At 63.1% G+C, this 22,697-nt stretch carries 22 protein-coding genes and 2 riboswitches; of the genes, 9 read left to right on the top strand and 13 right to left on the bottom strand.

Annotation, left to right across the window (positions count from 1 at the left end):
• Window positions 1–191 precede the first annotated feature (191 nt).
• Window positions 192–560, bottom strand: a complete 369-nt coding sequence (locus QMG79_RS04960) for a VOC family protein (RefSeq protein ID WP_283537482.1) — start codon at window positions 558–560, stop codon at window positions 192–194.
• A 104-nt stretch (window positions 561–664) separates the two neighbouring features.
• On the opposite strand from QMG79_RS04960, the gene QMG79_RS04955 reads away from it, so the two are divergent.
• From QMG79_RS04955 to QMG79_RS04930, 7 genes are all read left to right on the top strand, one after another.
• On the top strand, window positions 665–1,066 hold the full coding sequence (locus QMG79_RS04955; RefSeq protein WP_283537481.1) for a DUF2268 domain-containing putative Zn-dependent protease: 402 nt from the start codon (window positions 665–667) through the stop codon (window positions 1,064–1,066).
• Entirely contained in the window at window positions 1,057–1,140 is an 84-nt protein-coding gene (locus tag QMG79_RS16610; protein WP_502934713.1) for a hypothetical protein, read from the top strand. The genes QMG79_RS04955 and QMG79_RS16610 overlap by 10 nt, the downstream gene beginning before the upstream one ends.
• Window positions 1,141–1,348: 208 nt before the next feature.
• A riboswitch (SAM riboswitch) is annotated at window positions 1,349–1,447 on the top strand.
• 105 nt (window positions 1,448–1,552) lie between these two features.
• Complete coding sequence (locus QMG79_RS04950; protein ID WP_283537480.1) at window positions 1,553–3,190, top strand: ABC transporter substrate-binding protein; 1,638 nt, start codon at window positions 1,553–1,555, stop codon at window positions 3,188–3,190.
• Window positions 3,187–4,188, top strand: coding sequence for an ABC transporter permease (locus tag QMG79_RS04945; RefSeq protein WP_283537479.1), 1,002 nt, complete (start codon window positions 3,187–3,189; stop codon window positions 4,186–4,188). The genes QMG79_RS04950 and QMG79_RS04945 overlap by 4 nt, the downstream gene beginning before the upstream one ends.
• Window positions 4,185–5,081, top strand: a complete 897-nt coding sequence (locus tag QMG79_RS04940) for an ABC transporter permease (RefSeq protein ID WP_283537478.1) — start codon at window positions 4,185–4,187, stop codon at window positions 5,079–5,081. Before QMG79_RS04945 ends, QMG79_RS04940 begins: the two co-directional genes overlap by 4 nt.
• 2 nt (window positions 5,082–5,083) lie before the next feature.
• The gene (locus QMG79_RS04935) at window positions 5,084–6,814 is read left to right on the top strand and encodes a dipeptide ABC transporter ATP-binding protein (RefSeq protein WP_283537477.1); all 1,731 of its coding nucleotides are present in this window, start codon (window positions 5,084–5,086) and stop codon (window positions 6,812–6,814) included.
• A gap of 34 nt (window positions 6,815–6,848) precedes the next feature.
• Window positions 6,849–8,075, top strand: coding sequence for an acyl-CoA dehydrogenase family protein (locus QMG79_RS04930; RefSeq protein ID WP_283537476.1), 1,227 nt, complete (start codon window positions 6,849–6,851; stop codon window positions 8,073–8,075).
• A 111-nt stretch (window positions 8,076–8,186) separates the two neighbouring features.
• Here QMG79_RS04930 and QMG79_RS04925 read toward each other — a convergent pair whose 3' ends face one another.
• Window positions 8,187–9,575: an LLM class flavin-dependent oxidoreductase gene (locus QMG79_RS04925; protein WP_283537475.1), complete on the bottom strand. Its 1,389-nt coding sequence runs from the start codon at window positions 9,573–9,575 to the stop codon at window positions 8,187–8,189.
• A 36-nt stretch (window positions 9,576–9,611) separates the two neighbouring features.
• A riboswitch (SAM riboswitch) is annotated at window positions 9,612–9,725 on the bottom strand.
• 757 nt (window positions 9,726–10,482) lie between these two features.
• On the bottom strand, window positions 10,483–11,670 hold the full coding sequence (locus QMG79_RS04920) for a TerC family protein (protein ID WP_283537474.1): 1,188 nt from the start codon (window positions 11,668–11,670) through the stop codon (window positions 10,483–10,485).
• A 678-nt stretch (window positions 11,671–12,348) separates the two neighbouring features.
• Here QMG79_RS04920 and QMG79_RS04915 point away from each other — a divergent pair.
• Entirely contained in the window at window positions 12,349–12,612 is a 264-nt protein-coding gene (locus tag QMG79_RS04915) for a toxin-antitoxin system YwqK family antitoxin (protein WP_283537473.1), read from the top strand.
• Window positions 12,613–13,706: 1,094 nt separating this feature from the next.
• On the opposite strand, the gene QMG79_RS04905 is transcribed toward QMG79_RS04915, so the two are convergent.
• From QMG79_RS04905 to QMG79_RS04895, 3 genes are read right to left on the bottom strand one after another with little or no spacing between them, the layout of a single operon-like run.
• Complete coding sequence (locus tag QMG79_RS04905) at window positions 13,707–14,360, bottom strand: TetR/AcrR family transcriptional regulator (protein ID WP_283537472.1); 654 nt, start codon at window positions 14,358–14,360, stop codon at window positions 13,707–13,709.
• Window positions 14,357–14,932: an SDR family NAD(P)-dependent oxidoreductase gene (locus QMG79_RS04900; RefSeq protein ID WP_283537471.1), complete on the bottom strand. Its 576-nt coding sequence runs from the start codon at window positions 14,930–14,932 to the stop codon at window positions 14,357–14,359. Before QMG79_RS04900 ends, QMG79_RS04905 begins: the two co-directional genes overlap by 4 nt.
• A gap of 51 nt (window positions 14,933–14,983) precedes the next feature.
• Window positions 14,984–15,775 carry an SDR family oxidoreductase gene (locus QMG79_RS04895; protein WP_283537470.1) on the bottom strand — a complete coding sequence of 264 codons (792 nt, stop codon included), beginning with the start codon at window positions 15,773–15,775 and terminating at the stop codon, window positions 14,984–14,986.
• Window positions 15,776–15,825: 50 nt separating this feature from the next.
• On the opposite strand from QMG79_RS04895, the gene QMG79_RS04890 reads away from it, so the two are divergent.
• A complete protein-coding gene (locus QMG79_RS04890) occupies window positions 15,826–16,134 on the top strand; it encodes a DUF4166 domain-containing protein (protein ID WP_283537469.1) in 309 nt (102 codons plus the stop codon).
• A gap of 472 nt (window positions 16,135–16,606) precedes the next feature.
• On the opposite strand, the gene QMG79_RS04885 is transcribed toward QMG79_RS04890, so the two are convergent.
• From QMG79_RS04885 to QMG79_RS04855, 7 genes are all read right to left on the bottom strand, one after another.
• Complete coding sequence (locus QMG79_RS04885; RefSeq protein ID WP_283537468.1) at window positions 16,607–17,374, bottom strand: DUF1648 domain-containing protein; 768 nt, start codon at window positions 17,372–17,374, stop codon at window positions 16,607–16,609.
• Window positions 17,375–17,464: 90 nt separating this feature from the next.
• Window positions 17,465–18,208, bottom strand: coding sequence for a hypothetical protein (locus QMG79_RS04880; RefSeq protein WP_283537467.1), 744 nt, complete (start codon window positions 18,206–18,208; stop codon window positions 17,465–17,467).
• Window positions 18,205–19,239, bottom strand: a complete 1,035-nt coding sequence (locus tag QMG79_RS04875) for a VWA domain-containing protein (RefSeq protein ID WP_283537466.1) — start codon at window positions 19,237–19,239, stop codon at window positions 18,205–18,207. The genes QMG79_RS04880 and QMG79_RS04875 overlap by 4 nt, the downstream gene beginning before the upstream one ends.
• Window positions 19,236–20,219, bottom strand: coding sequence for a vWA domain-containing protein (locus QMG79_RS04870; RefSeq protein WP_283537465.1), 984 nt, complete (start codon window positions 20,217–20,219; stop codon window positions 19,236–19,238). The genes QMG79_RS04875 and QMG79_RS04870 overlap by 4 nt, the downstream gene beginning before the upstream one ends.
• Window positions 20,210–20,677 carry a hypothetical protein gene (locus tag QMG79_RS04865; RefSeq protein ID WP_283537464.1) on the bottom strand — a complete coding sequence of 156 codons (468 nt, stop codon included), beginning with the start codon at window positions 20,675–20,677 and terminating at the stop codon, window positions 20,210–20,212. Before QMG79_RS04865 ends, QMG79_RS04870 begins: the two co-directional genes overlap by 10 nt.
• Window positions 20,667–21,572 carry a DUF58 domain-containing protein gene (locus QMG79_RS04860; RefSeq protein ID WP_283538003.1) on the bottom strand — a complete coding sequence of 302 codons (906 nt, stop codon included), beginning with the start codon at window positions 21,570–21,572 and terminating at the stop codon, window positions 20,667–20,669. The genes QMG79_RS04865 and QMG79_RS04860 overlap by 11 nt, the downstream gene beginning before the upstream one ends.
• A gap of 7 nt (window positions 21,573–21,579) precedes the next feature.
• Window positions 21,580–22,584 carry an AAA family ATPase gene (locus QMG79_RS04855; RefSeq protein WP_283537463.1) on the bottom strand — a complete coding sequence of 335 codons (1,005 nt, stop codon included), beginning with the start codon at window positions 22,582–22,584 and terminating at the stop codon, window positions 21,580–21,582.
• Window positions 22,585–22,697 lie beyond the last annotated feature (113 nt).

The following is a 22,697-nucleotide window of genomic DNA, read 5'->3' as shown; positions in this document are numbered from 1 at the left end:
AGCCGACGCCACAGCCCGGTGCGGCGTCTCACTTTCTTAGGCTTGAGCAATATCTTCCCTTGCAGCGCAGGTATCTTCACCAGGTTTTACGTCGGGCAGGTTTGCGGAAGCGTGTGACCTGCAGGATTACCTGGTTCCGAACCTGCGTGCACTCTCCGGTGGTAGGCGCGTACTAGGAGCCGTCCGAACGTTCAACTATCGAACGTGATCTGCTTTCGGGCTCCAAGAATGCAGAACTCGTTTCCTTCCGGATCCGCAAGTACAGTCCAGGGCTGCTCACCCTGACCAACATCAACCCTGCGGGAACCTAGAGCGAGCAACCGCTCGACCTCGGCCACAGGATCGTCCGGACGAAAATCGAGGTGAAGACGATTCTTCGTTACCTTTGAATCTGCCACCGGTACGAAGACCAACCCAGGCAACTGGCTCGGTGCAGAACGAATTTCGAACTCATCATCAGATTCCAAGACCACAACCCAACCCAAAGCGTTGGCCCACCAGCCTCCGAGCTCGACCGGCCGTACCGCATCAAAAACAACTTGTTCCCATTCAAGACCCATGCGTTCCACTCTATTGAGCCTGCCCAGCAGCCAGTGAAGAGCTGGCTTACGGTTGCAAACAAAGGCTTGACCCTTACGTCACGTCAGGCTCTACGGTCCATTCCATGACTCTTTCGATTGTGGACACGAAGAATGGGCTCGAAGCCGTACCGAAGGCTCATGAAGCCGAACGCACTCAAACTCTCCGCAGCGCACTGACTCCCTTGGAAGGAATGTTCAGATACTTCCCGGGCGAGATCGACCTGCTGATGATGCACTCGATGAGTTTCGGGTTCTCCCTAGACCTACCACATGAAGAGACACAGCAGGGACTAAACCTTCTCCATAACGCCGATGCCTGGGAACGGGTAGAAACTGCACTCTCAACAGCGGCAAAGCACCAACTCGCCGCAACGGCCGGCATCGACATCCCGGACATCAAAGTCCTGATCATGCTCGGGAACCCGAACCACGAGTACTCCGAGGATTCAGCGGCAACGGCAGCGCCACAGGCTATATCTCGCTGACTCTGTGGCCGACACAGGAGAACCTCAACCGGATCGAAGCCGCTGCAGTTCACGAACTGAACCACAACCTTTGATATGCACCCGGAGGGATCACCTGGGACCCCACCCAGGTCGCGGTCGGTGAGCAGATCATCTCCAAAGGCTTAGCCGATGCCTGTGCCAGGCAGCTCTACGGTCACACCGGATACACGCCCATCGGACTGCAACGTGCCGGCGGAGCACATGTCCGATTATGACGCGGACCATTGGCACTCCACTGCTGGCTGCGCTTCACTTATCTCATAACCATCCCGAGCGGCCGAGAGACCTGGATCGATGACGCCGCAGCAACCCTCCCTATGTAGCTATGGGGAACGGTGCTACCGCCAGGACCGATGGAGAAGCTACACGCTTTCGTTGGTCTTCCTCGCCGTGCTTCCGCACGTGCGGTGGTGATCGCTGGCTGTCCTGTTTGCCCTCCATCGGGCGATGATTCAGGAGCCCCGCGTGTCGACAAACCATGCCCGCACCACCCGCATTCTCGCCCTGCTCGGAGCAGCAGGCCTCGCAGCAACCCTCTCGGGGTGTGGCGGAACGGCCGCAGCCAGCGAGGACGGCACCTTCGTCTTCGCGACGGGGAAGGAGATCTCCTGCCTTGACCCCCACGTGAACGGTGATATGCCGCAGGCGTCTATTGCCGCGAACTACCTCGACTCCCTCGTGTCACAGGACAGTGAGGGAGGCATCCAGCCCTGGTTGGCCACGGATTGGTCCGTCTCGTCGGACGGCCTGACCTACACCTTCACCATGCGCGACGATGTCTGGTTCACGGACGGCACCAAGCTCACTGCCGAGGCGGTGAGGGCAAACCTCGACCACATGGTCGATCCGGACACGCAGTCCGGCACGGCAGGCGGCTACCTCAAGCCCTACGTGGGTACCGAGATCGTCGACGAGACCACGGCTGTCGTCACCCTCAACCGGCCGTACGCGGCGTTCCTGGAAGTCCTCGCCCAGCCGTTCCTTGGGATCGAATCGCCGGAGGCGCTGAAGCGTCCGCAGGCGGAGAACTGCAACTCCCCCGTGGGTACCGGTCCCTTCAAGATCGTGGACTACGTCCCGCAGACGCGTGTCAGCCTCGTCCGCAACGAGGACTACAACTCCGCCCCTCCCTACGCGAAGCACCAGGGGCCGGCGCACATCGAGAAGATCGAGTGGCGGATAGTCCCCGAGGATTCCACACGCTATGGGCTTCTCCGTGCCGGCCAGGTGGACGCCCTGGACCTGATGCCATCCGTCCACTTCGGGGAGGCCGAGGCCGACCAGAATGTGGAACTCATCCTGCAGGACCGGCCGGGCAACCCCACCAACCTCATCCTGAACTCGACGCGCGCACCGTTTGATGACCTCGCCGTCCGCAAGGCCTTTTTGCACAGAGCCTACGTCGAGGCCGGGATCGACAGCGTCTACTTCGGCACGGTGACACGCGCTGGCGGACCGCTGAGTTCGACAACGGGCTTCTACTCGCCCGATTTCGAGAACGTCTACGATCCGGATCCCGACGAGGCCGCACGGCTCCTCGACGAGGCCGGCTGGACCGAACGCGACGGCGAGGGCTACCGGGTGAAGGATGGCCAGCGCCTCACCGTCCACTTCCCCTACACACCGGGGTCCTGGCCAACCGCTCACCAGGCCCTGGTCACGCAGATCCAGGCCACGGCGAAGAAGGCCGGGTTCGAGGTACTGATCGAGAACGGTGACTACGCGACGGTCAGCGAGCTGGGGAACAACTTCGCATACGACCTCCGCGCCGACTACTGGAACACGAACACGGCGGACGTCCTACGGATCGTCTTCTCCTCCGAGTACACGGAATCTGCTGGCTTCGTACCGAACGGTTCGGGCTTCCGGAACCCGCAGCTCGACAGTATCCTCAACGACGCCCTCGCCACGGACGATCCCGCCGAGCGCGAGGACCTCTACTACCAGGCGCAGCAGATCATCAGCGACAACGCCCTGCAGCTCCCGCTGTACAACCAGGCCAGCCAAGTGGCGCTCCGCAGCGACCGCTACGGGGACCTCGCCCTCGAACCGAGCCTCTCCCTTCCCTATCTCTACGACGTCACGGTGGTCGATCTTCCATGAGTACCAAGTCACTCGATTCCCTCAGCGCAGCACCGCGCACTACCGCGACGGCCGGCACCGCCGGCAGGGTTATCGCACAGCGAACCGCCGGCAGCATCTTCGTCCTCTGGGCGGCCGTTACCCTCACGTTCTTTGTCCTCCGTCTGACGCCCGGGGATCCGGTCACGGCGATTCTCGGCGGCGCGGGCTCCTCACCGTCACCCGAGACGGTTGCCGCGGTGCGGGCCGAGTACGGGCTGGACCAGCCGGTCCTCGTCCAGTACCTCAGCTACCTCGGCGGGCTCCTGCGCGGGGACTTCGGGGTGTCCTACATCTTCAAGGTTCCGGTCCTGGAGATCATTGGTCCGCAGATCCTGCCAACCCTCCAGCTCGCGGGACTCGCCCTGGTCTTCGCATGGATCATCGCGCTGGCCTTCACGATCCTCACGGTTGGCCGTGGGCGTGTGCTCGACGGCGTGGGCCGGGGTATCGAAGTGTTCTTCGCCTCGCTCCCGCAGTTCTGGGTGGGCATCATGCTGGCCGTCGTCTTCGCCGTCACCCTCGGCTGGTTCCCGGTTGCCGGCAATGACGGTTTCCGCTCGCTCGTCCTCCCGGCGCTATCCCTCGCGATCCCCCTGGCGGGCTTCATCGCGCAGGTGACGCGCTCGTCCTTCGAGGAGGTCCTCGCCCAGCCCTTCATCCTCAGCGCCCGGGCCCGCGGTCTGAGTGACACCTTGGTCCGCATCACGCACGCCCTCCGGCACGCAATTCTGCCGGGTCTCACGCTCTCGGCCTGGGCGGTCGGCTCCCTGGTGAGTTCAGCCGTGGTCGCGGAGATCATCTTCGCCCGGCCGGGCCTCGGGCGGAGCCTCGTGGACGCGATTACCAACCGGGACCTCCCCGTCACCCTCGCCGTGGTGTTCATCATCGCCGCGGTCTACATCCTCGTGAACCTCGTGGTGGATGTCCTCTACCGCGTCGTCGATCCGCGTACCAATCCGAAGGGATCAGCAGCATGAGCCTCATCCTCGACCCCACGACGGCGGAGGAGGACCGCTCCGGCGTTCCGACACCGGCCAAGCCGCAGTCCCGTACCTTCCGATTCGTTCGCGGCACGCCGATCGGCGTCTGGATCGCTGCTGCGTTGCTCGCGTTCCTGGTGCTGGCCGCCGTCGCCCCTTCCGTCTTCCTGCGCCAGGATCCCTTCGAGATCGACCCAGCGAACGCCTTCGAGTCCCCGAGCGGAGTACACCTGTTCGGCACCGACCAGAACGGGCGGGACGTCTTCTCGCGGGTGGTCGCCGGCACCGGCCAGTCCCTGCTCCTCGGACTCGCGGCCACGGCAATCGGCCTGTTGCTCGGCGGCGCGCTCGGCATCACTGCCGGCGTGTCCGGCAAGTGGCTGGACTCCGCGATCTGCCGCTTCGTGGAGATCCTCTTCGCCTTTCCCGGCCTGCTGCTCGCGCTGATCGTCATCGCGGTGTCCGGGACAGGCGTCGTCACTGCGGCCATCGCCGTCGGGGTGGGTTCGGCACCGGGTTACGCGAGGATGCTCCGTACCCAGACCCTACAGGTCATCGCCGCACCCTACGTGGAAACGGCACTCTCCCTCGGCCGGTCGAAATCGCACATCCTGTGGCACACGATCGTCCCGAACGTGGCACGGCCACTCTTCGTGCTCGTCACGCTGGGCATTGGGCAGGCGATTGTATGGGCGTCCTCACTCAGCTTTCTCGGCCTCGGTGCCCAGCCGCCCGCTGCCGAATGGGGCGCCATGCTCGCCGACGGCCGCAACTACCTCCAGGTGGCCTGGTGGATCGCAGCCTTCCCTGGCATCTTCATCACCCTCGCCGCACTGACCACCACCGTGGTGGGCCACCACCTGCAGCGCCGACTCGAAGCAGAGGTCTGACCATGAGCGAAAAGCTGACACGACGAGCGGGCATCACTGAGCAGCAGCCGCTCCTATCCATCGACACACTAAACGTTTCATTCACCACGCCGCGCGGCACGATGGACGTGGTGAAGGACGTGTCCCTAGCCCTCGTTCCGGGCAGGGCGCTTGCCCTCGTAGGTGAGTCCGGCTCCGGCAAGACCGTCACCGCCCGCACTCTCGTAGGGCTTAACGCCTCCAACGCACACGTGACCGCCGACCAGCTGGACGTGCTCGGCCATGACGCAACCCGGCTGTCCGAACGGCAGTGGAGGGGGTTGCGCGGCAAGGACATCGGTTACGTACTGCAGGACGCCCTCGTGTCCCTGGATCCACTACGCACCGTGGGGCAAGAGATCGACGAGGCACTGCGCGCCCACGGCGTCCGGGGGAAGGCCGAGCGGACGGAACGGGTCCATGCAGCTCTCCGCGACGCCGGCATCCCGGACCCCGAAGTTCGCGCCGGACAGCGCTCCGGTGAACTGTCCGGCGGGCTCCGGCAGCGTGCGCTCATAGCCCAGGCCACGGTACTCAACCCGCGGCTCGTAATCGCCGACGAGCCCACCACGGCACTCGACGCCACGGTGCAGGCACAGATCCTGGAGCTGCTTGGCAGCCTCAAGGAGCAGGGACGCGGCCTGATCTTCATCTCGCACGACCTCGCGGTGGTCAGCCATCTCGCCGACGAGATCGCCGTCATGCAGCACGGACGCATCGTGGAAACCGGCCGCGCCTCCGAGGTACTCAGCAACCCGCGTCACGACTACACGCGGCAGCTGATCGATGCCATCCCCTCTGCGACGGGCAAGGGTACCCGCCTGTCCGCTGGGCGGCGGGTCATCGTGCCAACACGGCCGCTCCGCATCTCGGCCGTTTCGACAGAAGCCCCCGCCCTCGACGCACGCAACCTGGTAAAGACGTACCCGTCCGCCGGCGGAACCGTACGCACCGTCGTGGACAACGTCTCCTTCACCCTGCCCGCGGGGAAGACGCTGGGTATCGTCGGCGAATCGGGATCCGGGAAATCGACCACCGCCCGGATAGCCCTCGGGCTCACGGAACCCGATTCCGGCACCGTAACTCTCGGCGGCCTGCCCTGGGTGGGACAACCGGACGGCACCGGGACTGTCTCCGAGCAGATCCGCCGGCCGCACCGCCCGGACATCCAGCTCGTCAACCAGGACCCTCTGAGCTCCTTCGATCCGCGTTTCAGCGTGGGACGGGTCATCACCGATGCCCTGGATGCGGGATCCGTGGGAACGCCCGCTGACCGCAAAGAACGAGCCGCCGAGCTGCTCGGTCAGGTGGGCCTGCCCCTCGACCTGATAGAGCGCCGGCCGCTCACTCTCTCCGGCGGGCAGCGACAGCGCTTGGCGATTGCCCGCGCGCTGGCACTGCACCCGAAGGTCCTCCTCCTCGATGAACCCGTCTCCGCACTCGATGTGTCCATCCAGGCGCAGGTCCTGGATCTCCTCGCGGACCTGCAGGAGCAGCTGGGGCTGAGCTACCTATTCATCAGCCATGACCTCGGCGTGATCCACCACGTGAGCGATGACGTTCTGGTCCTCAAGGACGGCCGTGTGGTCGAATCCGGAACCGCCCAATCCCTCTTCACCGCGCCCACGGCAGACTACACGCGCAACCTGTTAGCCGCCGTCCCGTCCCTGCCCACCCGTGCAACCAGCACTGCCCTGACCGGCGGCACGCAGTGAGTACCGCCTTCCTCCCGCTCGAAGGAGTCCACCAATGACCGCCCACACCATCACCGAGCCCACCCCCTACACCCAGCTCGCCGCACGCTTCCGCCCCCTGTTCCAGCGGTTCGCAGCCGGTGCAGCGCAGCGCGAGACCGAGCGCATCCTCCTGCACTCCGAGGTTCGGCAACTCGCGGACGCTGGCTTCACCAGCCTGCGCGTGCCCGCTGAACTCGGGGGCTCCGGGGTTTCGGCGCAGGACTTCTTCCGCCTACTCGTCGAGCTCGCCGCAGCTGAATCCAACCTCGCCCAGGCCCTGCGCAGCCATATCGCCTTCGTGGAGGACCGCCTCTACGCCAACGACACCGAGTGGCTGCGGCGAGTCGCCGACGGTGCCGTGCTCGGCAACGCCTGGACCGAAACGGGGCCGGTGCCCGTGGGTGGGGTGAGCACCGCCATCACTCCTGACGGCGACGGCTACCGCGTCAACGGCACCAAGTTCTACACCACGGGAAGCCTTTACGCCGACTGGATCCAGACCGGTGCGCGCACCGATGACGGCGGGGACGTGATCGCCATCGTGCGGCGGGATGCCCCGGGCGTCGAGGTGATCGACGACTGGGACGGCTTCGGGCAGCGACTCACCGCCAGTGGCACCACCGTGTTTCGCGACGTCCACGTACCCGGGACCGACGTCATCACGCAGACCGAGCACCCACCCTACGACACCGGGGTGTACCAGCTGATCCATGTGGCGACCCTCGCCGGAATCGCCCGCGCAGCCGTCCAGGACGTGGCCTCGGCGGTGCGCGGCAGGACCCGCACCTTCAGCCACGGCAACGGCACCAGACCCAGCGAGGACATCCAGGTGCAGCAGGTTGTGGGGGAAGTCTCGGCGCTTGCCTTCGCGTCCGAGGCTGCAGTGCTGAGGGTAGCCGAGCTGTTGCAGGAGGCTTACGAGGCACACCTCGGGCTTCTACCCGGGGAGGCGGACGAGGCCGCGATAGCGGTCGAGTTCGCCTCCTCACAGGCACAGATCGTAGTGACGGAGCAGGTGCAGCGCGCAGCGTCCCTGCTCTTCAACGCCTTGGGGGCGTCGTCGACCCGCAGTGGCCTCCAACTCGACCGGCACTGGCGCAACGCCCGCACCGTATCCTCCCACAATCCCGTGATCTACAAGGCGCGCGTCGTGGGTGACCGGGAGATCAATGGAACGGTACCTCAGTTCGTGTGGCGCGCAGGGGATGCGCCGGGAACAAGCATGACCGGCGGCGTCTGATACTGCCTAAAACTGCGCATCGGAGCAAACGACGACGGCGCCCGGGACATCCCTGGCGCCGTCGTCGTTCTCTGCTCATTCGAATCAGGCGGGGTCATCCGCCCGCCCCGGTCAGGGGCTGATGTGCTGGAGGCGGAAGCTTGCGCCGCGGTGCTCCTCAGGCAGGCGGTCACCCCTGCCAAACAGCTTGTTGCGGAGGGTGCCCTCCACGTACTCCGTTGGGTAGGCGCCGCGGCGCTGCAGTTCGGGAACCACGTATTCAATGACGTCCTCGAACGAACCCGGGGTAATTGCGTACGCGAGATTGAAGCCGTCCACGTCGGTCTCCTCGACCCACGCCTGGAGTTCATCGGCCACCTGCGCACCGGACCCCACGATGCGCGGACCGAGCCCGCCGATCCCCGCGGACTCGGCAATATCCCGCACCGTCCACGGCGACCCGTCGTCGTTCACCTTCTGGAAGTTCGCGACCGCCGACTGGATGGCGTTGGACTTGACGTTGCCGAGCGGCTCGTCTGGGTCGTAGACGGAGAGATCCACCCCGAGCCACCCCGAGACGAGCACCAGGGCGCCCTCGTAGCTGACGTACTTCTGATAGTCGGCGTGCTTGGCGTGCGCCTTCTCCTCGGTCTCGTCGGTGATCACTGTGAGAAGCGTGTAGATCCGCACCGAATAGCGGTCCCGGCCCTCGGCTTCTACCGCGTCACGGATCCTGCCCACCAGGTCCTTGAGGATCTCCTTCGTGGGCGCTCCCACGAAGACCGCCTCCGCGTTCCCGGCAGCGAAGGCGATCCCACGGGAGGACGCACCGGCTTGGAAAATCACCGGTGTCCGCTGCGGTGATGGTTCGCTGAGATGGATCCCCGGCACCTTGAAGTACGTACCGTCGTGGTCGATGGCGTGGACCTTCGCGGGGTCGGTGAAGACGCCGGTCTCGCGGTCGCGGACCACGGCGTCATCCTCCCAGGAACCCTCGAGCAGCTTGTAGAGGACCTCGAGGTACTCATCCGCGTGGTCGTAGCGCGCGTCGTGCTCGAGCTGATCCGCCTGACCCATGTTGCGTGCGGCGGAGGGCAGGTAGCCGGTCACCACGTTCCAGCCGACCCGCCCCTCGGTCAGGTGGTCCAGCGTGGAGAGCCGACGCGCGAAGGGATACGGGTGCTCGTAGGCGGTGCCGGCGGTGACACCGAACCCTAGGTGCTTCGTCACCAGCGCCATGGCGCTCACCAGTAGGAACGGATCATTCACCGGGGTCTGCGTGCCCTGCCGGAGGGTGGCTTCGTTGGAGCCCCCGTAGACGTCGTAGGTGCCGAGCACGTCAGCGATGAAGATGCCGTCGAACAGGCCCTTCTCCAGAGTTTGCGCGAGGTCGGCCCAGTAGCGGAGGTCCTTGTAGCGCCAGGACTGATCGTCCGGGTGGCGCCACAGACCGGGCGACTGGTGGCCCACACAGTTCATGTCGAACGCGTTGAAGCGGATCTGTCGGGGGGAAGCGGACATAGAAGAACCTCCGGGTCGGGGCACTGCCATGAGGGAGCGCCGTACTTGCCCTCGCCGTCGGCGCCGGGCCGAATCCTCATCTGGGGCACCCCACTACAGCGCGGGGGTTGCCGTCCGACGAGCCAGGGCTTTGCGTCGGAACTCTTGATTCTGCTTCCGACCCTAAGGCTCAACCCGCCGGTGGGTCCAAACAACCGTGTCACAGACCGTCATGAGGATTGGCTCGCGATAGCGCATAGTTTCAATAGAAGAGCTCCGTGGGGTGGAGGGTCTTCGCCGACCCGATCGGCCTCGGATCCTGATCGGTGAAGGATCGCCTTGAAGACTTTCGAGTTGGTTCGCTGTGGTGGCGCGGTGATGCTGAGGCGCTCGGGTCCTTGTGGCCGCGGCGCCGTCGTGTCCTCGACGAGCATCGCGGCGATCGCCAGCTTGAATGACTCGAGCCTCCGGGACACGCCCTGCCGGGACTTACGTTCAGGCGGCTCCGACGGCAAGAGCCTGCCGCACAGTTCTTCTGCGAACCCCGTGCCTGACCGCCAGCGCGCGACCTGAGAGGCCCTCAACACGGGGGTCTCTGCGGATCACCGCGACAAGCTCCACTCTTGACTCCATCCGAACCAGCCTTCGGTCGCATTCATCAACTGATGCGATCAACGGTGCCGGTGGGGCCACACATAAGAGTCACAACGAGCCCGGCGAGTCATGACGTGGGGCCAGATAAAGCCGTCCTACCGGGGCCATCTAAAGGTGTCATAACCCTACGTTGCGATCACTGACCGTTCTGGGTCCAAGAGCAAGCTTGGCGCACCAGAGCGACGTGCCCTCTGGCACCGTAGCCAGGGACAAGAATGGCCCTCTCCTAGTTGGGAGGGCCATTCTCATGTTTGGCACGGGAACCCGCTGGGCGCTATGCGCTGAGGTGGTCCTTGTGAGCCTGGTGCGCCTGTGCGATCTGCTTCAGGATTTCCTCGGACTCCGGGTGCTTGTCCCGGTACTTTGTCTCCATGGCAGCGACGGCCTTTTCCTCCTCCATGAGCAGGTGGTAGACGCGCTCACGCTCAGCCGGATCGGCCGTGTACTCAAGTTCCAGATAGCTGCCGGCGTGGCGGCGCGCGTTGTTCAACACCGTCTGCGCCTTGCCGGACTTGCTCACCAGAGAGGCAATGACGGTGACTGCCAGGACACCGATGATGACGGTCAGAGAGATCTCCGTGGAGATCTCAAAGACGGGCACGTGTTCGCCGCCGTTGATGAACGGAAGGTTGTTCTCATGCAGCGCGTGCAGCACAAGCTTCACACCAATGAACGCCAAGATCGCTGCCAGGCCGTAGGACAGGTAAATCAACCGGTCCAGCAGGCCATCGAGCAAGAAGTACAGCTGACGCAGGCCCATCAACGAGAACGCGGTGGCAGTGAAGACAATGTAAACATTCTGCGTCAGGCCAAAGATCGCCGGAATGGAATCCAGTGCGAACAACAAGTCAGTGCCGCCAATGGCCACCATGACCAGCAGCATCGGGGTCAGGACCTTCTTGCCATCAATCCTGGTGACCAGCTTGTCGCCGTCATAGTGCTCCGAGGTGTTGAAAAAACGCTTGGCCAGCTTGATGATGAAGTTGTCCGCACCATCATCCCCGCCGTCCTCGCCCTTGAGCAGGTTCCCGGCCGTGATGAGCAATATGATGCCGAAAATGTAAAACATCCAGGACCAGGTGTTGATCAACGCCGCCCCGGCAAAAATGAAGCCTGTGCGGGCAATCAAGGCAAAGACAATGCCAAACAGGAGGACTTTCTGTTGGTCCTCACGCGGCACCTTGAAGCTCGCCATAATGACCAGGAAAACGAAGAGGTTGTCAACGCTCAGGGCCTTCTCAGTGACGTACCCTGCAAAGTACTCTTTGCCCATCGTGGCGTCGCCGAAGACCCAGACAACAATGCCGAAGACAACGGCCAGGCCCACATAGATGGAGGACCAAATTGCCGCTTCCTTCAACGTGGGAATGTGCGCCTTGCGGATGTGGAAAAAGTAGTCAAAGGCCAAAAGGCCCAAAATGGCCACAATGGTAATGCCCCAAATCAGGGGTAAAACAGTCATGGTTCTGTCTTTCGGTAGGAGGGTAGCGGCTATCGCCGCAAGTCTCTCCACCGGCTGACTGACAGCCGTACACTGAACCCGGCGGGGCTCCATTGCCCCACGTGTTGACGGATTCAGCGCTGCGGGATACTCCCCTACGCTCTGACTAGCATATCCGATCCCGGCCGCAGCTGAAATCAAACCAGTGGTGCAGGTCCCGAGAGCTCACGTGAGCGGGTTGCTGGGTCTGGGGAGAATCGGGGCGGGACCTCACGGTTTGGCATTAGGAACGGTGGCGACGTCATCCCCTCGAAGCAGCACGTTGGTTGACTAGAGGAGCTGCTGATGGGGCCCGGAGCATTGTCGTTTTCGGAACGGGCGAACATAGTTGTGGGCAACTTGGCTGGCACGGTTGTATGGTCCAACAATGCGCTGGCGGCCTTGACCATCGCCAGTTCTTCCTCAAGCTGACAGATTCTCTTGGTACCCGAAACGAGATCACCGGCATCCGGGTTAGGCGCCCCGTCCCTGATGCCGGCATCCGCGAGAGCCTGGTGTTTCCACCGATATAGAGAGCCCTGGCAGATGCCGGTCTCAGCAAAGATGGGCGCCACGGATTCGCACTGGCCAGACCGATACTGATGCCGCGCCGGATGGAACGTAGATATTGAAAAATCACCCGCGACGTAAAATTTGTCCATGGCTGCACACGCGAAGAAGTCCGAGATAATCGACGATTACACCATCAAGTACCACGCGAACGGGACTACCCGGTGGTCGAAGGGGCGGATCGAGAACGGGCACCCGATCGGCTACTGGGAGTGGTACAGGATCGATGGGACCCTGAAGCGGTCCGGGCATTTCGAGGCAGGCGAGCCGGTAGGAGACTGGACCACATATGACCAAGACGGCAAACCTTACAAAGTGACCGATCGTGGTCGCCCCCGCGCGAAGCATGAGTGAAGTCTGGCTATTCGTTGCTGTGACTGCCCTACCCTCTCACCATGCGTCTGGAACCTACCCATCAAGGGGACCACTGCATCATCCAAGCCCGGCACGATTTCGCGATGATGTTGGATGCGATCACCATCGTGGGCTCAACCAGCAGCTGTACGCCCATTCGCCTGAGAAAGTCCTGAACTCTAACTACCTGAAATTATTCGTCGTGAGATGGATTCTTGAGTAACCACAACCCCGGATTTCTCTGCCTCCAGGAACGTTCGGTGGTGTCTTGAAAAGCTGCAGTTGAACGATTCATGCAGCCTTGGTCCTGCCGTCACCGGCGCGAGGTGTTCCTTGCCCGAATCACTTGGACCTAATGTGCCCGGCCTGAGCCGCGGCCACTTGGTAGCCCTCTGGCTTGATGGCTCCACCATCAAGCCAGGGGTGGTCCTTCGGGTCATTGTGGGTGCGGTCTTTGCCGACATGTCTGCTACCAGTGCTGTCGCCCTTTCTGATGACATGAACCATGGCCATGCCCGCGTCCAAGGCCGTACTCCTCAGACAGCCAAGTCAGGATGGGTCCCGCCTTGCCGCACTGTGACGTCGGCCGCGTGCGATACGACCTGGTGTAGGTGTATTGCATCGCATAGGGGTACGAGGCACCACAATCACCGTCATCAGATACCTGAGGCCCAACCCACTCCCCTGACGCAAATCAAAACCGTTGCGGATCTGGTTCTGATATTTTCTGATTTCAACGTCGAGTTCTGACAGACCAGATCGATCGTCACGACACTGCCAATAAGGACGATCCCGGTTTGGGAGTAGCACCGCTTTATGGCCGGTTTATCGGACTGCTTTTTGGCCCATTTCGACCTCTCGGAGGACCGGAGCCAAGGAGCACCATATCTGCGGGCCTGGACGTGAGGGGTGTGGAAATGGACTAAGAACCATGTGAACACCAAAGCCTCTCCCCGTGGTTACGGTTGCGGTTGACCGCTCTTGGGCTACCAGTTCTGGTGGAGTGTCCTTGTCGTTGATGACGTTTGGCGGCTTCTGAAGCGAGGTTGTCTAGGCGTCGGTTTGGGGGGTGAGGATGCCGATGAGGAGGTTGTCTAGGCGTCGGTTTGGGGGGTGAGGATGCCGATGAGGAGGTTGTCTAGGAGCGCGGTGATGAAGGCAGGTGTGATGGGTTCGTCGGGGACGAGGAGGCGGTGGTAGACGGCGCCCCAGAGCTGGTCGACGACTACTTGCGGATCGACGTTTTGGCGGAGTTGTCCGTCTGCTTGGGCGCGACGCAAGCGGGTGACCGCGAGGTTGCGGCGTTCCGCGGAGTAGAGTGCCCGGTACGCCGCTGCGAGATCGGGGTCGGTTTGCGCCGCGCCAATCAGCTCGGCGAGGATTCGGCCGGCGGGGGTGTCGGCGATGAGGTGCCCGAAAGCCCGGAGCTGCGAGGTGAGGTCAGTGCGAATATCGGCGGTGTCATGAAAGGCGAGAGCTGGCTCGACGGCGTGGAAGTAACCGTCCAGAGCAAGCGCACCGCGGGAGGGCCACCACTTGTAGATGGTGGTTTTACTTACGCTCGATTCCCGCGCCACTCGTTCGATTGTGAATCCGGTGAGGCCGTCGGTGAGGAGCAGTCGGGCCACGGTCCGGAGAACATCCGCACGGACTTCTTCAGCGGGCCGGCGGCCGCGGCCGCGGCGTTGCCCTTCGGTATCGATGCGTTCAGCGGTGGTCGATGCGGGAGAGGTGTCGGAGATGCTCATGAGGTGTGTTTTTGGGGATCGTCGGGGCAGGAAAGGCGGCTGACGGGAAGGTGAGCCGTCGCGTCGACGATACCACCTCCCGGGTGAGGGTCATCGGGTGTTAGCACGAAGGTCCGCGAGGTCCGTGCGGGCCAAGAACTCCGTTCGGACGCGGTCGGCAACGCGAGAGACCTCTTCGAGTCCAAAGCGGCCCTGGCGATGCGGTGAAGTCGCTGGGTGGAGAAGATATTGATGTCGTAGAGCGCCGTGAACTGTTTCGGGGCGAAGGCATCGGTGGGACCGACGGCCATGTGGCCGGCGTTGTGGATTAGGACGTCGATACGTCCACGCTCGGCTTCAACGCTGGCGATCGCGGTGTCATTGGAGTCCTGGTCGTTGACGTCCATCTCGATGGCGCGAGGATCGACGTCGTGTTCTGCGGAGAACTCAGCTGCGGCCTGCACCTTCGTGGCGTCACGGCCAAAAGGTTCTCGCATGCCGGCGTAGACGGTGTAACCGGTCTTCGCCGGGGCGCGTGCGGTGAGGGCCCCGAACCCGCTCGAGGCACCGGTGATGACGACAATGCTGCTCATCGTGTTACTTCCTTCCGTTCAAAGCGCAAGGTAACGATGCTGGGATGCTGGTTAGGCTAGGCCACCGTTGGCGTAGATAACCTGCCCATTGATCCAACGGCCCGGCCCTGCGAGGAAGGCGACCGTCTCGGCAATGTCATCGGGCTGACCAAGCCGCTCCAACGGGGCACCTTTCGACAGGGTCGCGATCGTCTCGTCGTCCTTACCATTGAGGAAGAGTGCCGTCGCGGTGGGGCCAGGGGCGACGGCGTTGACCGTGATGTCTTTCCCGCGGAGTTCTCTGGCGAGGATCAGCGTGAGCCCTTCGACGGCGGCCTTGCTCGCAACATAAGCACCGTACGTCGGGAAAGAGGTACGGGTGACCGTGGTTGAGAAGTTGATGATCGCGCCGCCGGACCGGACGCGTCGTGCCGCCTGCTGGTCAACGACGAAGGTGCCGCGGATGTTGGTGCGGTGCATCCGATCCAGGTCGTCGAGGTCCAGCGCTGCGATCGGGGAGAGGATCATCATGCCCGCGGTGTTCACAACCACGTCGATCCCGCCAAACGCAGCCTCGACAGCATCGAACGCGACCGCCATGGCGTGCTCGTCGGCGACATCACCGTTTACGGCGATCGCCTTCCCGCCATTATTGACGATCATGGACACGAGGGCATCCGCCCTGTCCTTATTACCGGCGTAGTGCACACCGATCGCGAAGCCGTCAGCGACCAAACGCGTGACCACGGCCTCGCCGATGCCGCCCGAACCGCCCGTCACCAATGCGACACGGTCCGTGTTGGAAACAATGCTCATTAGTTCAGTCCTTCCAAAGAAGAGCGCCAATGTGAACGCTGCGTCCATTAAAGCATTATATGGACGCCTAGTCCATATCTGGTTCGTCAATCTGACCCATGCCGTCCTGCACGTGGCGGACTATAGATTCGAGCCGACAATCTCGAGATCCATTCGGACGGGAAACCATCACGTTTGTGCGCCAGTACACTCTCGGGCGCCGTCCGCGCCGCTTCGATGCAACGATGGTTCTTGAACACGGACGGGTCGTGGACTATCTCGGTACCCACCAGCATCTCGCCGTCGATCTTGATCCGATGATGCCCCGGCACGGCGGAAACCAGTTCACCACGAGTCCCGGACCTAGAGGAATGCGGGTAGCTCATAGCCCCTGCCGCAGCCCTGGAACAATGCGCGCGTGCTGGTGAAATCTTACTTGGACTGCCAGACGAAATTACGACGGCGCACCTCCCTTGAGACGTCTGCGGACAGAGCCTCCAACACAGTGGCGAGAGAGCACAGTGGGAGCTCCCCCCGGCTATAGCGCGCGGCATGTCATCGCGTCGCCGGGCCGTTTGAATATCGATGCCAACGCGAAGATAGAGCATGTCGAAACCTAACTGTGCCCCGTGTATTTCAGCCCATAGGCACAGTGCTGTACCCGCACCGGCATCTCGGGCGGACTCCTGCCCAAAAAGGTGCTTGAGTTCCGGCCTGTGGCCTGTGGCCAGATCCAGGACTACCGTCCCACGTGCGTCCTGCCCATACCATGCTGCAGCAAACGCATTGCCGCAAAGGTACGTTGGCGCGAAAGGTACGTTGGCCCTGTGCGAGGGTACCTTGAAGCTGGCCACCTCAATTCAACTATCCCTGACCACCGCAAGACCCGCGCGGGAACCCTCAGCCTCGCAGGATAGCGAGCCCAGCGAGACCCACCGGCGCCAGGAGGACCAGAGCCAAGAAAAGGATTGCCCCGTAGCGACCCTTTCGGTTTCCGATATTGACTGTGAGCCCATACCCGGTTCCCTCCCGTTTGGGCACCATAATGTGAGGATCCTGAGGGTTGTTGTAGAGGATTCCGGCAACCCATAAATGGTCCTCGGCCCGTTCTTCGGGAGTGGGGGCCACCTCCGCCCTGGCTGCAGCCTTCCGGGACCACCGCTGGCCCCCAGCGTAGGCAACACCAACGGCCAGAAGCACTACGCTGACGCCAATCAGGATGGGCCATGCTGGCAGTACGTCGGGCTGCGTCCAGGATAGGGCACTGATACCACCAAACAGCAGCGAAAAGATAAGGCTGCAGAAACCCAGCGCAGCAATTGTTCCGCGGAGCATTCCCTCCCGGCGGTACAGCTCCCACTCACTGGCGGTTTTCTTCACGGGGATCGGTTTCACCACCAAAGCACTGATCAGGGCCAGGAAAACCGTTAATCCTGCGGATACCAGAGGCAGCATGAAAACAGAGCCAAAGGACTTGTCGCTCCAGCCATCGGGGGAACCGTCTGCTCCCCAGTGTGTAGCAAGCACCCCTGGCAGCGAGTCGTACAGGAACAGGCCGTGGACGAAAAAACAAGTTGTCAGCAGGAGTGCGCTCGGATGGGTCAGCCACACTGCCCAGCGTCCGCGTTTGATGCTGTCGCCTGGCGTCATTGGTGTTCTCGTCCCCATCTAGCGAGCCTCCCGAGTCTTGTCACGGAAATTTTGTCATACGCCGTTAGTCGCCCCTTGAGGCCATCACCACCGCTGGAACAGGCCCTTCTACCAGGGACGGTCGACTCCGGGACCACTACCCGACTCATCGAGGTAGTTGTTCCGCGCCTCGCTCTCCACCCGGTCACGAGCAGCATCCCGGGCGTTCTGCTGGAGTTGTTCCAACGCAGAGTCACGGGCGGGGTCTGCCTGCTCCTCCCCCTGCATCTCCTGGTCATCCCCTCCGCTGGGTCCGGTCTCGTCCAGGTCGCCGAGGGCCTTGGTAAGCCGATCGCGGGCTTCCTGAAGGCGGCCTCCTTCGCCCGCATCGTTGCGGCCGGATCCATTGCCGGGGTTGCTAAAGCAATCCTGGGGTGACTGGCCGACGACGGCGAGCGCCTCCCCCAAGAGGGCCCGCCCAGCAGCGGGCTCGGCAGCCGCGCTGCCGAGCTGTTCGATGGTAAGAACCAGGTTGACGCGGACTTTGCACTCATCATTACCGGCACCCAGATCCAGGGCGTGCTCGAACCGCCCACGTGCCGCGGCAGCATCACCTGCCACTACCAGGGCATCGCCCTCGGCAAATACCGCCTTGTACGGCTCCACACCGTTTGCGACCTGCAGGCCCAGGGCGGCAGCGGCAACACCTGTTGAGTCGCGCTGGTCGAACGCTGAGACGGCGGCGTCGGCGAGGATGCCGACACTTATGAATTTCGCTGCCACCAGGAGTATCAGCACCAGCGGAAGGACTGAGAGGAGCAGCAACCGACGCCTGGACCAGCGGAGGCGGCGTTGGGTGGGCAGCGCTTTCATCGTGGGCCGCCCAGTGGGGGTAGCACTGTGTCCTGGAGTCGACGCGCGGACAGGGTAACTTCCCTGAGCCCCACACCGAAGGCCGCAAGCGCGAAGAGCCAGGCAAGTTCCGTCCGCGCGGGAACCCCGCCGCCACCAGCTTGCCGTGCAGTACCAGTGGCCATGCCGGATGGCTGCGCATTCCGCAGCAAGGCGTCAGTGGAGTCCCCGGCGGACCTGTGGACGTAGGGAACACCAAGATTTTCGGCAATGGCGCGCAGCGCACCCTCGTTGATCTTTGATAGCGCATCAGTGGCACCGTCTCCACGACGGTCCTGGATGTAGTCCCCACCCAATGAATCGCGGGCCCCACCCGCATACTCCAGCATCCTGCCGCCGTCGGCCGTTCCGTACCCCAGCACCGCACCACCGTCCACCAGTGACCTGTCGACACGGAAAGACCCAGCGACCGCGTCACTGGTCTGCTCTCCGTCACCAAGGTAAAACACAAACCGGAGCCTCTCGGGGTGCTGATCCCTGGCTGCCCGGAGGCGCTGATCCAGCAGTGGGCCGGCAGCCGTGATACTGCTCCCCCGGGCGTAGTCGGTAATCTCGGGTGACAGGACCTCCGCTGCCGTGGCGAGGGCACCGGTATCGGTGGTCAGCGGAATCCTTACTGTCGCCTCCGCCGCGAACGTGAGCAGCGAAAACCGTGCACCAGCAAGTTGTTCAGTCACGGATGAGATGTCGCTGCGCACACCTAACAACCGAGGTTCGCCATCGCCGTAGTCCTCAGCTGACATGCTGCTGGTGGTATCAACAGCAAGAAAAACGTCGACGTCGGCGGGCTGTGCCGTCGCGGAGCCACCAGCATCGATGCCAGGGCGCAGTGCTGCCACGAACACCAGCGCAACAAGGAGTCCACGGAACAACCAGTCACGCCTGCCTGGCTCTCCGGAGCGTCGCCCCAGGACCCGCCAGCCAATGGCACCTGCTACTAGCACCCAAAGCGGCAGGATGATCCACCACGGAATCACGGGAAGGAATGTCATCTCTCCACCCGCCACGCGATACCCAGGAGAACCAGCACGGCCAGAAGGGCAATCGCCAGTGGCCAGGCTGCCTGGTCAGTGACAATCCGCTGGGGAGCCCCCGTCATGGCTGCCACCTCCGTTTCCTGGACCGAGCGGACGATTCCGGCTACGGACTCGGTACTGTCCACCGAATAATAGGCCCCGCCAGTGGACTCCGCTGCATCCCGGAGGGTGGCGCCCGGCTGGTCCGGGGCGTCGCCATAGTCAAAATCGCCCGGGTTCAGCGCATACACGGTTGCGCCCTTGTCTCGCGCAAGCGATGCCGCTTCCGCCAGGGTGAACAGCGGCTCGCCCGAAACAAAGTTGTCAGTGGCCAGGACAACTGATCGGGACCGCGTGCCATCATCCGGGCCAGGAAAACCCTGGGTACAGGATGCCAGTCCGTCGCCAATCAGTGAAGATCCCGGTGCGATGCCCGTACCGGCGAAGAATCCCTGCTCATCCAGGCTGCCGTCGAAAATGCCCTTGGCACGTGTCAATTCTTCGCGGACCAACACGTAGTCATCCGTCAGGGGAAATACCTGGGCCGCTGATGAATCGAACATCATCAAACCAATGCGCTCGCCGTCGAAACGGGTCACCAACTCGCCAAAGACGTCCACGACTGCCGCATCGGCACTACTCATCGACGCAGACGTGTCCAGGCAGAGCATGATGTCCCGGCTGTGCTGTTCTGGAATGACCACTTCCGCCGTCACGGGCCTGGCACCCGCCGTCAGGGCCCCGAGGACCACCACAACCGAGGCCCCCACCATGGCCACCAGGAGGCGCAGGTGCCGCCGAAGCGCAGAACGGTACTCCGGGAGGGACGTCAGCCTGTCCGTGTGAGCCACGGATCGGCTCCCGGATACCCTGGATTCGTTGCGCAGGACCCGCCAGATAAACAGCGCTCCACCACCCAGTCCACACGGAATGATCCACCACAGCATCAGTTCCATGACTGCACTACCGTCCGGGCGGCTGCAGCGGAAACACCCACCGAAACCAGCGGCACGGCCGCGAACTCGCCGGGATATATCTGCCCGATGGCGTCCGCCACGTCCGGCTGCGCCCCAGCCCGAAGTTCCGCCAGCGTCATCCGGGTGGCGTCCAGGCCGGTGGCGTCCCGGATGAACCCCCGCACAATCAAGCTCAGTTCCTGATGCGCTGTGCGTTGGGCGAGAGTCCCGGCGTGGACGGCGTCCTGGACGGAAGCGATCCGGGAAAGGTACTGCTCCTTCAAGTCCGTGGGCACAACCAGGGGCCGTGTTGGAGTGTTCCCGCCCGGACGTTTCTTTCTGGTCGCAACCAGGACGCCGATCAGCCAGGCTCCTGCCAGCGCCGTCAAAAGAATTCCAGCCCACAACCACCAGGGGCTGTAGCTCAGCGGTCCATAAAACCCTTGCTCATCCACCACGGCGGTGCCTTTCCAGTAGCGCAAAGATGGCCGAGACCACTCCGTCGGCAGAACCTACCCTGCCCTCAGTGATCCCTGCCCTGCGCAGCATGGCGGACCGTGCTGCATCACGCTCGGTGCGGGCCAGTTCGTAGGCTGCCAGCACGCGCGCAGATGCCGCCACCGGACCGATCACAGCGGTGTGCCGTTCAATATCGCGCAGCGGACGTGGCTGGATATCCGGGCGACGACGGCCGCGCTGTACCAGTTCGGTGAGGTCAGCGTCCAGGATGGTCAGCCAGAGGATTTCGTGCTGGGCCCGGAGCCGTCGAAGCAGTCGCTCGGTCCGCTCCGTAGGCACAGATTCGTCCGCCACAACAAAAAGGAGCATTCTGCGGCGATACGTGCGGGCCACATACTCAAGCTGCTCCTCCGGTGCGCTGGCGGCGCTCCCTGCTCCGACGGCGTCGACCGTCCGCAGGAGCCGCTCCAGTGCGGCATCACCCGAGGCGGCAGGAAGGGCAGCTGTTCCACCGGCATGGCCGTGGACAAGCCCCACAGGATCACCATGGCCCAGGGCCAGGGAACCAATAACACCGAGTGCCATGACGGCAATATCCTTCTTGAGCTCACCGGAGAGCGACTCAGCTGCCATGTTCCGCCCTGTATCCGCGACCAGGAGGACGTGGTGTTGGCGGACGGCGATATAGCGGCGGATGAGGGGGGATCCATGGCGGGCGGAGGCCTTCCAGTCGATGTCACGGACCTCATCACCGGGCACGTACGCGCGAAGGTCGTCAAAGTCGAGACTTCGTCCCTTAAAAACAGATCCGTACTCGCCGTCCAACATGCCCCGCGCCCTGCGGTGGGCGAGAATGAACATTTTGGACCGGACGTGGTGCACCAGTGACGTCATGGCCATGTCAGGGGGTCTGTACGGCGGCCAGGATCGCGTCAATGATCGTTTCTACAGGCACCTGCTCCGCCACGGCATCGAAACCCAGGATCAACCGGTGACGCAGCACCCGGTGAGCCAATTCCTTGACGTCTTCTGGAATGACGTGGTCCCGGCCATGCAGCAGGGCCCGGGCCCTCGCTGCCTGGCTGAACGCGATACTTGCCCGTGGGCTGGCGCCGAACTCGATAAAACCGGCCAGCCGCTGGTCAATGTACTGGGCTGCGTTCCGGGTCACATAGACCAGGCCCACAATGTAGGTGATGATGGCCGGGTCGATGTAGATCTGCTGGACCAGGCGCTGGGTTTCCCTGACGGCGTCAAGGGATGCAGCTGCCGGTGGTTTGTGTTCGCGCGTAAAAACACCGGCGTCGATCCGGCGGATGATTTCCGCCTCTTCTGTGGGGCTCGGATAGTCCAGCACGTCCTTGAGCATAAAGCGGTCCATCTGCGCTTCAGGCAGCTGGTAGGTGCCCTCCTGCTCGATGGGGTTCTGTGTTGCCAGGACCAGGAAAGGCGAGGGAAGCCGGAATTCCTGGCCACCAATGGACGTCTGGCGCTCCTGCATGGCCTCGAGCATGGCACTTTGCGTTTTAGCACTGGACCTGTTGATCTCATCCAGCAGGACAATGTTCGCGTGCACGGGTCCAAGCTGGGTCTCGAAGGTGCCTTTGGCGGCGTCGTAGATCTGCGTTCCCACAATGTCGCTGGGCAGCAGGTCAGGAGTGCACTGGATACGCCGGAAGTCGGCGCTGATGGACTCGGCAAGCGTTTGGGCAGCAGTGGTCTTTGCCAACCCTGGGACACTCTCCAGCAGGAGATGGCCGCTGGTGAGCAGGGCGATCAGGAGCGATTCGCGCAATCGTGCCTGGCCCACCACCTTGGCATCAAAGCTCTGCCCCACGTTGTGGATGAACTGCGTGGCCCTGGCGAGCTCGGCCGGCTCAATACCTGCGCACTGTCCCTGCTGCACCCTGGTGGCTCTCCTGAATATTCGTTTGAGCAGCGGCTCCGCTGCCGATCCGGCGCACGTCTACTGCGGACGGGCTTCAAAAACGTGTTGCCCCTGTGGGTGACCCTGACGGA

The organism is Pseudarthrobacter sp. PS3-L1 (assembly GCF_030063285.1).
Classification (GTDB): domain Bacteria; phylum Actinomycetota; class Actinomycetes; order Actinomycetales; family Micrococcaceae; genus Arthrobacter.
The sequence above is the reverse complement of the archived record's forward strand: the minus strand, read 5'-3'. Positions and strand labels throughout refer to the sequence as shown.

Excerpts from the sequence above, each read along its gene's own strand:
- QMG79_RS04870 (WP_283537465.1), bottom strand. The coding sequence starts at position 20,219 with ATGGAACTGATGCTGTGGTGGATCATTCCGTGTGGACTGGGTGGTGGA.
- QMG79_RS04885 (WP_283537468.1), bottom strand. The coding sequence starts at position 17,374 with ATGGGGACGAGAACACCAATGACGCCAGGCGACAGCATCAAACGCGGA.
- QMG79_RS04880 (WP_283537467.1), bottom strand. The coding sequence starts at position 18,208 with ATGAAAGCGCTGCCCACCCAACGCCGCCTCCGCTGGTCCAGGCGTCGG.
- QMG79_RS04960 (WP_283537482.1), bottom strand. The coding sequence starts at position 560 with ATGGGTCTTGAATGGGAACAAGTTGTTTTTGATGCGGTACGGCCGGTC.
- QMG79_RS04895 (WP_283537470.1), bottom strand. The coding sequence starts at position 15,775 with ATGGACGCAGCGTTCACATTGGCGCTCTTCTTTGGAAGGACTGAACTA.
- QMG79_RS04935 (WP_283537477.1), top strand. The coding sequence starts at position 5,084 with ATGAGCGAAAAGCTGACACGACGAGCGGGCATCACTGAGCAGCAGCCG.
- QMG79_RS04905 (WP_283537472.1), bottom strand. The coding sequence starts at position 14,360 with ATGAGCATCTCCGACACCTCTCCCGCATCGACCACCGCTGAACGCATC.
- QMG79_RS04945 (WP_283537479.1), top strand. The coding sequence starts at position 3,187 with ATGAGTACCAAGTCACTCGATTCCCTCAGCGCAGCACCGCGCACTACC.
- QMG79_RS04925 (WP_283537475.1), bottom strand. The coding sequence starts at position 9,575 with ATGTCCGCTTCCCCCCGACAGATCCGCTTCAACGCGTTCGACATGAAC.
- QMG79_RS04890 (WP_283537469.1), top strand. The coding sequence starts at position 15,826 with ATGCCGTCCTGCACGTGGCGGACTATAGATTCGAGCCGACAATCTCGA.
- QMG79_RS04915 (WP_283537473.1), top strand. The coding sequence starts at position 12,349 with ATGGCTGCACACGCGAAGAAGTCCGAGATAATCGACGATTACACCATC.
- QMG79_RS04875 (WP_283537466.1), bottom strand. The coding sequence starts at position 19,239 with ATGACATTCCTTCCCGTGATTCCGTGGTGGATCATCCTGCCGCTTTGG.
- QMG79_RS04955 (WP_283537481.1), top strand. The coding sequence starts at position 665 with ATGACTCTTTCGATTGTGGACACGAAGAATGGGCTCGAAGCCGTACCG.
- QMG79_RS04900 (WP_283537471.1), bottom strand. The coding sequence starts at position 14,932 with ATGAGCAGCATTGTCGTCATCACCGGTGCCTCGAGCGGGTTCGGGGCC.
- QMG79_RS04940 (WP_283537478.1), top strand. The coding sequence starts at position 4,185 with ATGAGCCTCATCCTCGACCCCACGACGGCGGAGGAGGACCGCTCCGGC.
- QMG79_RS04930 (WP_283537476.1), top strand. The coding sequence starts at position 6,849 with ATGACCGCCCACACCATCACCGAGCCCACCCCCTACACCCAGCTCGCC.
- QMG79_RS04920 (WP_283537474.1), bottom strand. The coding sequence starts at position 11,670 with ATGACTGTTTTACCCCTGATTTGGGGCATTACCATTGTGGCCATTTTG.
- QMG79_RS04860 (WP_283538003.1), bottom strand. The coding sequence starts at position 21,572 with ATGACGTCACTGGTGCACCACGTCCGGTCCAAAATGTTCATTCTCGCC.